General features: G+C 70.2%; 10 protein-coding genes. 3 read left to right on the plus strand and 7 right to left on the minus strand.

What is annotated here, in order from left to right; translation table 11 throughout:
• Positions 1-40 precede the first annotated feature (40 nt).
• Entirely contained in the window at positions 41-514 is a 474-nt protein-coding gene (aroQ, locus tag AC4OXY_RS16275; protein WP_356021284.1) for a type II 3-dehydroquinate dehydratase, read from the minus strand.
• A gap of 209 nt (positions 515-723) precedes the next feature.
• On the opposite strand from aroQ, the gene AC4OXY_RS16280 reads away from it, so the two are divergent.
• The gene (locus AC4OXY_RS16280) at positions 724-1,995 is read left to right on the plus strand and encodes an MFS transporter (RefSeq protein WP_356021282.1); all 1,272 of its coding nucleotides are present in this window, start codon (positions 724-726) and stop codon (positions 1,993-1,995) included.
• Here the strand turns inward: AC4OXY_RS16280 and AC4OXY_RS16285 are convergent.
• The 6 genes from AC4OXY_RS16285 to AC4OXY_RS16310 all read right to left on the minus strand — a co-directional run bounded on the left by AC4OXY_RS16285 (position 1,985) and on the right by AC4OXY_RS16310 (position 10,253).
• Positions 1,985-3,085: a calcium:cation antiporter gene (locus AC4OXY_RS16285; protein WP_362819116.1), complete on the minus strand. Its 1,101-nt coding sequence runs from the start codon at positions 3,083-3,085 to the stop codon at positions 1,985-1,987. The two genes, AC4OXY_RS16280 and AC4OXY_RS16285, sit on opposite strands and share 11 nt — an antisense overlap.
• 149 nt (positions 3,086-3,234) lie before the next feature.
• Positions 3,235-4,236: a TerC family protein gene (locus AC4OXY_RS16290; RefSeq protein ID WP_376290792.1), complete on the minus strand. Its 1,002-nt coding sequence runs from the start codon at positions 4,234-4,236 to the stop codon at positions 3,235-3,237.
• A gap of 223 nt (positions 4,237-4,459) precedes the next feature.
• Positions 4,460-6,415, minus strand: coding sequence for a TerD family protein (locus tag AC4OXY_RS16295; RefSeq protein ID WP_491994121.1), 1,956 nt, complete (start codon positions 6,413-6,415; stop codon positions 4,460-4,462).
• Positions 6,416-6,470: 55 nt separating this feature from the next.
• Positions 6,471-7,049 carry a TerD family protein gene (locus tag AC4OXY_RS16300; protein WP_071370829.1) on the minus strand — a complete coding sequence of 193 codons (579 nt, stop codon included), beginning with the start codon at positions 7,047-7,049 and terminating at the stop codon, positions 6,471-6,473.
• Between the two features lie 158 nt (positions 7,050-7,207).
• A complete protein-coding gene (gene uvrB, locus AC4OXY_RS16305; RefSeq protein ID WP_356021273.1) occupies positions 7,208-9,346 on the minus strand; it encodes an excinuclease ABC subunit UvrB in 2,139 nt (712 codons plus the stop codon).
• A 49-nt stretch (positions 9,347-9,395) separates the two neighbouring features.
• Positions 9,396-10,253, minus strand: a complete 858-nt coding sequence (locus AC4OXY_RS16310; RefSeq protein WP_491994122.1) for an MHYT domain-containing protein — start codon at positions 10,251-10,253, stop codon at positions 9,396-9,398.
• Between the two features lie 280 nt (positions 10,254-10,533).
• Here AC4OXY_RS16310 and AC4OXY_RS16315 point away from each other — a divergent pair, with 280 nt between their 5' ends.
• Positions 10,534-11,403 (plus strand): glycerophosphodiester phosphodiesterase, encoded by an 870-nt coding sequence (locus tag AC4OXY_RS16315; RefSeq protein WP_356021268.1) that lies wholly within the window; start codon positions 10,534-10,536, stop codon positions 11,401-11,403.
• A gap of 42 nt (positions 11,404-11,445) precedes the next feature.
• On the plus strand, positions 11,446-12,000 hold the full coding sequence (locus tag AC4OXY_RS16320; RefSeq protein WP_491994123.1) for a methylated-DNA--[protein]-cysteine S-methyltransferase: 555 nt from the start codon (positions 11,446-11,448) through the stop codon (positions 11,998-12,000).
• Positions 12,001-12,007 lie beyond the last annotated feature (7 nt).

Below are 12,007 nucleotides of genomic sequence, written 5' to 3' on the forward strand. Positions count from 1 at the left end.
ACGCCCCCGGCGGGCGGCCGCTACGCGCGCGTGGCGGCCGCTACGCCTCGGCCTGCGCGGCCCCCAGCAGGGCCGCGACCCGCTCGACGCCGAAGGCGTAGCCCTGGACGCCACAGCCCGCGATCACGCCGTCGGCGCGCAGCGAGACGTAGGAGTGATGCCGGAACGACTCGCGCTGGTGGATGTTGGAGATGTGCACCTCCAGGACGGGCAGGCCGTCGCAGGTGTTGAGTGCGTCCAGAATCGCGACCGACGTGTGGGAGTAGGCAGCGGGGTTGATGACGATCCCGCAGTGGTTCAGGCGTGCCTCGTGGATCCAGTCGACCAGTTCGCCCTCGTGGTTGGACTGCCGGAAGTCCACCGTGCCCCCGTGTGCGGCCGCCGCCTTGGCGCACAGCGCCTCCACGTCGGCCAGCGTGTCCTTGCCGTAGATCTCGGGCTGGCGCTGGCCGAGCAGATTCAGGTTGGGCCCGTTGAGGATCATGATCGGGGCGTTGGCCAGGGTGCGGGGCACGGTTCCTCCGGTCCGTTCGGGGCGGTGCGTCGACGACCGCCGCTCGCACCCGGTCTATCACGGTGACCACGGCGGACGACGCGCCGCGTGCGCCGTCGCCTCGGCGCGCACTCCGGTGACTTCAGCACCCCCATGCGCCCCCGTAACCCCTGATCACTAAGGGTAGTTGACGCGACATGGAGCCTGTACGCACCGTAAGCACACCATCGATGCCGCGGCTCGCCGCCGCCTCCCTCGCGGGGACCGCGATCGAGTTCTACGACTTCTTCGTCTACGGGACCGCGGCGGCCCTGGTCCTGGGACCGCTGTTCTTCCCGACGTTCTCACCGCTCGCCGGGACGCTGGCGGCGTTCGGGACGTTCGGGGTCGGGTTCCTGGCCCGGCCGCTCGGCTCGGTGCTGTTCGGGCACCTCGGTGACCGGCGCGGACGCCGGCCGGTGCTGGTCCTGTCACTGCTGCTCACGGGCGCCTCGACGGTCGCGGTGGGCTGTGTGCCGTCGTACGGGTCGATCGGCGTCGCCGCGCCGGTGCTGCTGCTCGTGCTGCGCTTCTTCCAGGGTCTGGGGCTCGGCGGGGAGTGGGGCGGAGCGGTGCTGCTGACCGCCGAGCACGCGCCGCCCGGCCGTCGCGCCCTGTGGTCGAGCTTTCCGCAGGTGGGCCCGGCGATCGGGTTCGTGCTCGCCAATGGGGTGGTGCTCGCGCTGTCGGCGACGTTGTCCGACGCGGAGTTCGCTCGCTGGGGCTGGCGGGTGCCGTTCTGGGCGGCTGGGGCGCTGGCGCTCGGCGGGCTGTTGTTGCGCTGGTCGATCGTGGAGAGCCCCCGGTTCCTGGAGATCGACGACCACGCGCGCGTGCCGTTCGTCGAGGTCGTACGGCATCACGGGCGGCTGGTGCTGCTGACGGCCGGGGCGCTGGCCGCCGGGTACGCGGTCTTCTACACGGTGACGACCTGGTCGCTGACGTACGCGACGGAGCGGCTCGGGGTGAGCCGGACGGTGATGCTGACCTGTGTCATGGCCGCGGTGGTGGTGAAGGCGTCCCTCACGCCGTTCATGGCGTTGCTCGCCGACCGCTTCGGACGCCGGCCGATGTGCCTCACCGGATGCGCGGCATGCGGCCTGTGGATGCTGCCGATGGTCGCATTGCTGGGCACCGGTCAGCCGCTGCTGATGTTCCTCGGCATCCTGGGCGCTCTGGTCTCCTTCATCACCATGTTCGCGGTGATCGCCGCGTATCTGCCGGAGCTGTACGAGGCGCGGGTGCGCTGCACGGGTGCCGCGGTGGGCTACAACCTCGGCGGAGTCCTCGGCGGCGCTCTCACCCCGATCGTGGCCACGGCGCTCGCGGAACACGGCGGGCGGGTCCCCTGGGGCGTGGGCGTCTATCTGACGGGCGTCGCGCTGCTCAGCCTCGCCTGCTTCGCCCTGCTGCCCGAGACCCGCCCGGTGCCGATGCCGGTGGTGGAGCCGGTCACGGGTTGATCGCCAGCTCCAGATAGGCCGCGAAGAGCACCAGGTGGACGCCGCCCTGCAGAGGGGTGGCCCGGCCCGGCACGACCGTCAGAGAGCTGACCACCACGGTCAGCGCGAGCAGCAGCATGTGAGTCGAGCCGAGGCCGAGGACGAGCGGGCCGGACAGCCAGACGGAGGCGAGGGCGACTGCGGGGATGGTCAGGCCGATACTGGCCATGGCCGAGCCCAGCGCGAGGTTGAGGCTGGTCTGCACCCGGTCGCGGCGGGCGGAGCGCAGCGCGGCGATCGTCTCGGGGAGCAGCACGAGCAGGGCGATGATCACGCCGACGACCGCCTGGGGCAGGCCCGCGGCCGCCACGCCCGACTCGATGGCGGGCGACACGCCCTTGGCCAGCCCGACCACGCCGATGAGGGCCAGTCCGAGCAGACCGAGGCTGGTCCAGGCGGTGCGCGCGGACGGCGGCCGCGCGTGCTCTTCGGCGGTGATGACCTCGCCCTGCCGGGTGATCGGAAGGAAGTAGTCGCGGTGGCGCACGGTCTGCGTGGCCACGAACAGGCCGTACAGGATCAGCGAGGACAACGCGGCGAACGTCAGCTGCACCGAGGAGAACTCGGGCCCGGGCTTGCTGGTGGTGAACGTCGGCAGGACCAGGCTCAGCGTGGCCAGCGTCGCCACGGTCGCCAGGGCGGCGCCGGTGCCCTCGGGGTTGAAGACCGCGGTGCCGTGCCGCAGGGAAGCGGCGAGCAGGCAGATCCCGACGACGCCGTTGCAGGTGATCATCACGGCGGCGAAGACGGTGTCCCGGGCCAGGGTGGAACTCTTGTCGCCGCCGTCGGCCATGAGGGTGACGATCAACGCCACCTCGATGATCGTGACGGCGATGGCCAGGACGAGGGAACCGAAGGGTTCACCGACGCGGTGGGCGATGACCTCGGCATGGTGCACCGCCGCGAGGACGGACCCTGCGAGCACGAGGGTGACCAGGGCGACGGCCGCGCCCGGCAGGCCACGGCCCCAGGTGAAGACCAGGAGGACGATCGCGAGCACCGGCACGAGCGTCGTCCATTGCCGGGTGAGCGACCGCAGCCTACTGATCATGCGGCGATCGTCGCAGAGGCGTACAGGATTCGCATTCTGCTCTTTTCGGATACCTCTCATCCTTCCGTTGCCCTCATCCCACCGGCGGGAGCGGGAACCGCATGGCACGGTCCCGCTCCCGCCGGTGGGCGCTTCTGCCGTCGGCCGGGTCAGGCGTCGACGCTGTCCCTCGCGGCACCTTCACCGCCGGCACCCGCCGCCTCGGCGGCCGTCTGCTTCTTGCCGGCCATCAGGCTGGTGATCGTGGTGACGATCAGGACGGCGCAGATCACGCCGAGCGAGACCGGGATGCTGATCTCGGGCACGTGGACACCGGACTCGTGCAGGGCGTGCAGCACCAGTTTGACGCCGATGAAGCCGAGGATGATCGACAGGCCGTACGAGAGGTGGACCAGCTTGCGCAGCAGGCCGCCGATGAGGAAGTACAGCTGCCGCAGACCCATCAGGGCAAAGGCGTTGGCGGTGAAGACGATGTACGGATCCTGGGTCAGGCCGAAGATCGCGGGGATGGAGTCCAGGGCGAACAGGACGTCCGTGGTGCCGATGGCGAGCATCACGACCAGCATCGGGGTCATGACCCGCTTGCCGTTCTCCTGGATCCACAGCTTGGTGCCGTGGTAGCGGTCCGCCACGCCGAACCTGCGCTCCGCGGCCTTCAGCAGCTTGTTCTCCTCGAACTCCTCGTCCTCCCCGTCCGCGCGGGCCTCCTGGATGAGCTTCCAGGCCGTCCAGATCAGGAAGGCACCGAAGAGGTAGAACACCCAGGAGAAGCTGGCGAGGATGGCGGCTCCCGCGGCGATGAAGATCGCCCGCAGCACCAGGGCTATGAGCACGCCGACGAGCAGGACGCGCTGCTGGTAGCGGGTCGGCACCGCGAACTTCGCCATGATCAGGACGAAGACGAAGAGGTTGTCGACGCTGAGCGACTTCTCGGTGATGAAGCCGGCGAAGAACTCACCGGCCGGCTGTCCACCGCCGAAGAGGAACAGGCCGAGGCCGAAGAGTCCGGCCAGGGCGATCCAGACGACGGTCCAGATACCGGCTTCCTTGATCGACACCTCATGCGGCTTGCGACCGATGAAGAAGTCGACCGCGATCAGGGCGGCCAGGCCCGCGATGGTCAGGACCCACAGGGTCACGGAAACGTCCACTGTTCCTCCGGCATTACGTAACGGCAAACACTTTCAGCGCTGTCGCTGCCGGAGGTCTCTTCCACCCGCTCGGGGCCGACGCCCCGGGACCGGAACCGGTCCGTACTGACGGGTGCGCCGCACTCAGGGAGTACTCCCCTCCGCACCGAAGACCCTACCCAATAACCAAGGAAAGGTAAAGTTAAAGGTAAAATAAAGACAAAACCCCCAGTTCAGGGCGGCTTTACTTGTACTTGCCCCTGGCCTCGGCCGCCTCGGTGAGCACGTGCTGCACGATCTGGCTGCCGGCCGGCACCAGCGAAGGCTCGTAGGTCCAGGCGTGCCCGATCCAGGGGTCGGCGAGATGGTCGTCGGCGACGGGTGTGAGTCGCATCAGCGAACGCCACAGAGGATCGAGCAACGGGCCGTAGGCGGCGGCGTCCTCGCGGTCCGCCACCAGCAGCAGGTGCACGCCGACAGCGGGCCCCTCGTCGGCGAGGTAGCGCAACCGGGTCACCGCACGGTCGTCGAAGCCGTGCGGGAAGTCGTTGACGATCAGCAACTGCTGCGCGGTGTCGACGTCGGGCGGCAGTGACTCGGGCGTGCCACCGCGCACCGCCATCTGCACCAGGTCGACCCGACGGGTGAGTCTCTCCAGCACCTCCGTGACACCCGCCGCCCCGGTCGCGGGCGGCATGGCGAGCACCCCCGTCCGGGTCAGCACGCCGAGCGCCGCCGCCCCGGCACCGGCCGGGTCGATGACCTGGAGGGCGAAACCGCCCGGTGGATGCACGGCGAGCAGGCGCGCGGCGAGTGCGACCGCGGCCTCCATGGCCAGGTGCCGCAGTTCGGCGGAGTCCGGGACACCGTGGGCGTTCCCCGGGCCGCTGTCGAGCCACAGGCCGCGCTCCAGCGGCAGTCTGACCAGCATGGGAATGCGCAGCGGCTTGCTCTCCGGCAGGTGAAGATCGCCCAGCCGCAGAGCCATCGGCTCCTCGTCCGGCACTCGGTAGCCGTGCCAGACGGGATTGTCCCAGCGGGCGTACGCGGGCGGAAGCGCGGGCTCGACCACATCGGACTCGGCGGAGAGCTGGGCGAGGTCGCGGTCGAGGACCACGCGGGCCTGGTCGATCAGCTGCGTCCGGCGGGCGTGGGCCGCCTCGCGCGCGGTGTCGCCCGCCGCGCCGAGCCGGCTGCCGGGGTCGGCCAGCGCCTGGTCCAGTTCCCTCTCCAGACGGGAGTCGGCGAACTCGACGGCGCTGCGGTACGCGGCCGTGGTGCGGGCCAGGTCCTCGAACATGCCCCAGACCTGGTTGTACAGCCGCTCCTCCATCGACCAGCCCACGGCGTCCCCCGCGACCGGCTGCGCGGGCCGGTCGTCGGTGGCGGCATCCGTCGCGGGCGCCGGAGACTGCGCGGTGCCGGGTGGGCGGCGGCGCGGGTGTGTGTAGTCCACCGGGGCCCCGGGGGTTCGCGGAGCTTCGGGGTCCGCCGGAGCGGCGCCGGGTGCCTGGGTGTCGTACGGGTTCTGCACGTCGTACGGGCTCTGTGTCTCGTACGACGGTGCGGGCTCCGGGAGTTGGGGTGCGTACGAGTGTGTCGGCGTCCCCGGGCCGGGCGCGGGGGTGGGCGCCGGCAGGGGCGGAGCCGGGGCGGGGGCCGGTGTCCGCTGGATGGTGGCCACCAGGTCCGCGGACTCCGGCAGGCCCTGGTCGGCCAGCAGTGCGGGAAGGCCGGCCGCGTAGCCCTGGCCCGTCGCGCGGACCTTCCAGGCGCCCTGTCTGCGGTACAGCTCCAGGGCGACCACGGCCGTCTCGGTGTCCAGGCCGGTCAAGGTGTAGCTGACGATCTCGGTGCCGTCGGGGCCGTCGACCGTGGTGTGCGGGGCTGCGACGGCACCGAACCGGAGCGGGCCGGCGGGCCCGGTGGGCAGCGCGAGGAACACACCGACGCGGTGCACGGCCTCGGGCAGGGCGCCCAGGTCGACGGCCAGCCGGTGTTCGGCGGCGGTCTGCCGGGGCACCTCGACGCCCGGCAGGTCGGGGGCGCCGGGATGGGCCACCCACTGAGGGCCGGGCACCGTGCCGTTCTCGTCGCCGAGCGTGGCTCCGGCCAGGACCGGCACCCCGGCCGAGATCCGGACCGTCAGCCGGATCTGGGACAGCGGGTGGTTCTGCCCCCGCACCAGCTCGGCCGTCATCGCCGTGCCCCCCTGTGTCGTTGTGTCGTGCGCCTTGCCGGTCGAGCGGTCGGGCCTACAGGTGCGGCAGGATCGACGGCATCAGGTCCTGGAAGGTGCGGCCGTTGGCCGGGGAACCCAGGGCGGTCATCGTCCAGCCCGGACCCGCGCGGTGCACCTTCGCCATGATCTGGGCGGTGTAGTCGCCGCCGCCGTCCAGTGTGTAGCGGGCGAGTTCCTGGCCGTTGGTCTCGTCCACGAGGCGGCAGAACGCGTTCTGCACTTCCTGGAAGGTCTGGCCCGTGAAGGAGTTCACGGTGAAGACGATCTGGTCGATGTGGACCGGAACGCGCTGGAGGTCCACCAGGATCGACTCGTCGTCCCCGCCCTGGCCGGCACCGCCGACGAGGTTGTCGCCGGTGTGGCGGACGGAGCCGTCGTCGCTCACCAGGTGGCGGAAGAAGACGACGTCGACCGGCTGCTTCTCGGCGAAGAGCACCGCCGAGGCGTCGAGGTCGATCTCCCGGGTGCGGGAGCCGAAGAGACCACGCCGCTTCGCCGCCTGCCAGCCGAGCCCCATGCGGACCGCGGTCAGGGTGGCCCCGTCCTTCTTCTCCAGGCTGATGGCCTGACCCTTGCTCAAGTTGACGGACACCGCTGATTTCCCCTCTCGATGGTCCCCTGTTGCCGCGCAGTGCGCGGTTGACCAAAACCCTACGCAGGCGCACCGACAGTGCCGAACCCCGGCCCGCGCTTTGTGTCGGTGTTGCAACACTTGGCGCGTATGCCGAGGTCCGGCAGGGTGTCACGGGCTCAGGCGAGCCCGGCCTCCCGCATCTGGCGCAGCTCCTTCTTCATCTCCGAGACCTCGTCGCGCAGCCGGGCCGCGATCTCGAACTGGAGCTCCGCGGCGGCGGCGCGCATCCTCTCGGTCATCTCCTCGATCTGCTCGGCGAGTTCGGCCGCCGGACGGTCCGTGGGCACCGCCTGGCCCTTGGCCGCCTTGCCGGCCTTCGCGCCCTTGGCCGCCTTGTCGCCCAGCGACGGGACGGGTGCCTTGGCGCCCTTGCCGTCCTTGGACTTGCGATAGCCGCTGCCGAGGAGCTGCTCGGTGTCGACCTCTTCCCGGGCGATCTGCGCGACGATGTCGTTGATCTTCTTGCGCAGCGGCTGCGGGTCGATGCCGTTGGCCTTGTTGTAGGCGATCTGCCTGTCCCGGCGGCGGTTGGTCTCCTCGATGGCCTTCTCCATCGCCGGGGTGATCTTGTCGGCGTACATGTGGACCTGGCCGGAGACGTTACGCGCCGCGCGGCCGATCGTCTGGATCAGCGAGGTGCCGGAGCGCAGGAAGCCCTCCTTGTCGGCGTCCAGGATCGCCACCAGGGACACCTCCGGCAGGTCGAGGCCCTCACGCAGCAGGTTGATGCCGACCAGGACATCGAACTCGCCGGCGCGCAGCTCGCGCAGCAGCTCGACGCGGCGCAGGGTGTCGACGTCGCTGTGCAGATAGCGGACCTGGATGCCCAGTTCGAGGAAGTAGTCGGTGAGGTCCTCGGCCATCTTCTTGGTCAGCGTGGTGACGAGCACGCGCTCGTCCTTCTCGGTGCGCTTGCGGATCTCGTGCACCAGGTCGTCGATCTGACCCTCGGTGGGCTTGACGACGACCTCCGGGTCGACGAGGCCCGTGGGACGGATGATCTGCTCGACCGCACCGTCGGAACGCGACAGCTCGTACGCGCCCGGGGTGGCCGACAGGTAGACGGTCTGGCCGATGCGCTCCTGGAACTCCTCCCACTTCAGGGGGCGGTTGTCCAGCGCGGACGGCAGACGGAAGCCGTGGTCCACCAGGGTGCGCTTGCGGGAGGCGTCGCCCTCGTACATGGCGCCGATCTGCGGGACGGTGACGTGCGACTCGTCGATGACGAGCAGGAAGTCGTCCGGGAAGTAGTCGAGCAGGGTGTTCGGCGGGGAGCCGGGCAAGCGGCCGTCGAAGTGCATCGAGTAGTTCTCCACGCCGGAGCAGGTGCCGATCTGGCGGAGCATCTCGATGTCGTACGTCGTGCGCATCCGCAGGCGCTGGGCCTCCAGGAGCTTGCCCTGCTTCTCCAGCTCGGCGAGGCGCTCCCCCAGCTCCTTCTCGATGTCGTTGACGGCCCGCTCCATGCGCTCGGGGCCGGCGACATAGTGGGAGGCGGGGAAGACGTACAGCTGCTGGTCGTCGCTGATGATCTCACCGGTCAGTGGGTGCAGCGTGGACAGCGCCTCGATCTCGTCGCCGAACATCTCGATGCGGACGGCCAGCTCCTCGTAGACCGGGAAGATCTCGATGGTGTCGCCGCGGACCCGGAAGGTGCCGCGGCTGAAGGCCATGTCGTTGCGCGTGTACTGGATGTCGACGAAGCGGCGCAGCAAATCGTCCCGGTCGATCTCGTCGCCGACCCGGAGGGGGACCATCCGGTCCACGTACTCCTGCGGCGTACCGAGGCCGTAGATGCAGGAGACCGAGGCGACCACGATGACGTCGCGCCGTGTGAGCAGCGAGTTCGTCGCCGAGTGGCGCAGGCGCTCGACCTCCTCGTTGATCGAGGAGTCCTTCTCGATGTAGGTGTCCGACTGCGGGACGTAGGCCTCGGGCTGGTAGTAGTCGTAGTACGAGACGAAGTACTCGACCGCGTTGTTCGGCAGGAGTTCGCGGAATTCGTTGGCCAGCTGGGCGGCCAGGGTCTTGTTCGGCGCCATCACGAGCGTGGGGCGCTGGAGCTTCTCGATCATCCACGCAGTGGTGGCGGACTTGCCGGTGCCGGTCGCGCCCAGCAGGACGACGTCCTTCTCACCGGCCTCGATGCGCTTGGCCAGCTCGGCGATGGCTGCCGGCTGGTCACCGCTGGGCTGGTAGGGGCTGACGACCTCGAAGGGCGCCACCGTGCGTTCGATGTGGGAAACGGGCCGCATGCCATCCACCGTACGACCCCGCACTGACAACGGGTCCCGATCAGCGGTTCTACGGCGTCCTGGAGCCGTGGTGCTCGGGCCGGCGTCCCTCGTGGAGCGCGGGCCGGCGGTCCAGGTGGGAGACGACGGCGGCGGCCGGGACGCCCGGTTTCCGCTCGACGGGCGCACGGACGGGCCGGCCCATGACCATCATCGGGTCGAAGACCACGACCACGGCCGCGAGGAGCAGGAAGACGAGCGGGCCGATCAGCATGGGCACGAGCACGGACGGCTCCGGCGCGCCGCCGACGGCGTGGGAGTGGCCGTCGAGGTGGACCCCCAGGGCTGCCATGCCCATGTAGTGCATGCCGCTGACCGCCAGCCCCATGACGAGGCTCGCCCCCACGCTCCACAGGAAGCCGCGCACGCGTCCGGCGGCCCACAGGGCGGCGGTGGAGGCCACGACCGCTATGGCGACGGAGGCCGCGACCGTGACGGTGTTGTACGTGAACCGGCCGTGGAAGCGGACTCCGGCCATGCCCAGGTAGTGCATGGAGGCGACGCCCAGACCGGTGACGGTGCCGCCGGTGAACAGCGCGGCACCCGTGGCCCCGCGGTAGCCGACGATGAAGATTCCGACGCCGACCATGACGATGGCGAGGCCGAGGCTCGCGTAGGTGATCGGCTTGTCGTAGTGGATCGGCGCCTCCTTGACGGCGAAGCCCATCATGGCGACGAAGTGCATGGTCCATATGCCGGAGCCGATCGCGGCGGAGCCGAGGGCCAGCCAGGCGGGCCGCCGAGAGTGCGAGACCAGCAACGCGCGCGTGGTGCAGCGCAGGCCGAGGGCACCACCCAGGCAGGCCATCAGATAGGCCGCCAACGGGGTGACGGCCCCGTAGCTGAATCCGTCGACCGTGCCTTGCATTCGCGGCTGCCCTTCCGCCCTCTTGCGTCCTGGATCACCTGAAACGTTCCCCCTGCCCCAGGACCGCGCGGGCGGTCAGGGTTGTCGCAGAGAGTATGACCCCCACCGGAATGGTCGAACGATTTTCCGGCAAAGAAACACGGCGTTGCCGCACTTGTGCGGTACCCGTGAGCGGACTTGGGTGTTTGTCCGCGTTGTGCGCTTCTCGTGTGCCCGGTGCCATCGGTCGTCTGCTGTCACTCTTGTGGCAGTCGGTATCAACTCGACGCGAGGAGTCCGTATGCACGCGCGCGTAGTGGCCACCGCCGCCGCGGTCCTGGGGATCGCGACGGTCCTGCTGATCACCACCCCCGACGCCCGGGCCGGCGGTTCCGGCGAGCCGACGGTGGTCGGGCACCGGGGCGCCGCCGCCTACGCGCCCGAGAACACACTGCCCTCGATCGACAAGGCCGCGACGCTGGGCATCACCTGGGTCGAGAACGACGTCCAGCGCACCAAGGACGGCGAGCTGGTCGTCATCCACGACGACAGCCTGAAGCGCACCACCGACGTCGAGCAGGTCTTCCCCGGGCGGGCGCCGTGGAAGGTGAAGGACTTCACCGCGGCCGAGATCGCCCGGCTGGACGCGGGCAGCTGGTACTCCCCCGCCTACGCGGGCACCCGCGTGCCGACGCTCGCGCAGTACATGCGGCGGATCGAGCACAACCACGAGAAACTGCTCCTGGAGATCAAGAACCCAGAGCTGTACCCGGGCATCGAGCAGCAGACCCTGAAGCTCCTCGGCAACGAGGGCTGGCTGGACGGGAGCCATCTGGAGCGGCTGATCGTGCAGAGCTTCAGCGCCGACAGCATCCGGACCGTCCACGAGCTGAAGCCCGCGGTCACCACGGCCCTGCTCGGCTCGCCCAAGGTGGAGCAGCTGTACCAGGACGCGCGCTTCGCCGATCTCATCAATCCCTCGTACGGGTCGCTCTCGCGCGGCTATGTCGCGGCCGTGCACACGTTCAAGGGGCCGCACGGCAGGAAGCTCAAGGTGTTCGCCTGGACGGTGGACGACGCGGCCGGCGCCCACACGGCCGCGGAGTACGGCGTCGACGGGATCATCACCAACAAGGCCGACGTGGTGCGCGCGGCGCTGGGCTCGCACTGAGCCGGGACGGGCGTTGTCAGTGGCGGGCCGTACGGTGGTCGCATGGACAGCGAACGGCAGGATGAGCAGCGCGTCGTATGGACCGTCGTCGGCAGCGACATCGGTCCGCTGATGCTGGCCGCGACCCGGGACGGCCTGGTCAACGTCGTCTTCCACGCCACGGACGCGGTGCGCGACCGGGCGCTGGAGCGGCTGGCGTCCCGGTTCGGCGCCGCCCCCGTCGAGGATCCGGACGCGCCGCCGCTCACCGAGGCCATACGCCAGTTGCGCGCGTACTTCGCGGGCGAGCGGCACGACTTCGACCTGCCGCTGGACTGGTCGCTGATCTCCGGCTTCAACCGCCAGGTGCTGCGCGAGCTGGCCTCCGGGGTGCCGTACGGCACGGTGGTGGGGTACGGCGCTCTCGCGGGGCGGGTCGGGCAGCCCGGCGGGGCGCAGGCCGTCGGCGCGGCCATGGGCGCCAATCCGCTGCCGGTGGTCGTGCCGTGCCACCGGGTGGTGGAGAGCGACGGCGGTATCGGCGGCTTCGGGGGCGGGCTGGAGACCAAGCGGAAGCTGCTCGCCCTGGAGGGCGTGCTGCCCGAGCCGCTGTTCTGACCGCTCC

The organism is Streptomyces sp. HUAS MG56 (genome assembly GCF_058673395.1).

Coding starts and splice junctions, on each gene's coding strand:
- AC4OXY_RS16280 (WP_356021282.1), top strand. CDS start 724: ATGCCGCGGCTCGCCGCCGCCTCCCTCGCGGGGACCGCGATCGAGTTC.
- AC4OXY_RS16285 (WP_362819116.1), bottom strand. CDS start 3,085: ATGATCAGTAGGCTGCGGTCGCTCACCCGGCAATGGACGACGCTCGTG.
- AC4OXY_RS16295 (WP_491994121.1), bottom strand. CDS start 6,415: ATGACGGCCGAGCTGGTGCGGGGGCAGAACCACCCGCTGTCCCAGATC.
- uvrB (WP_356021273.1), bottom strand. CDS start 9,346: ATGCGGCCCGTTTCCCACATCGAACGCACGGTGGCGCCCTTCGAGGTC.
- AC4OXY_RS16310 (WP_491994122.1), bottom strand. CDS start 10,253: ATGCAAGGCACGGTCGACGGATTCAGCTACGGGGCCGTCACCCCGTTG.
- AC4OXY_RS16315 (WP_356021268.1), top strand. CDS start 10,534: ATGCACGCGCGCGTAGTGGCCACCGCCGCCGCGGTCCTGGGGATCGCG.
- AC4OXY_RS16320 (WP_491994123.1), top strand. CDS start 11,446: ATGGACAGCGAACGGCAGGATGAGCAGCGCGTCGTATGGACCGTCGTC.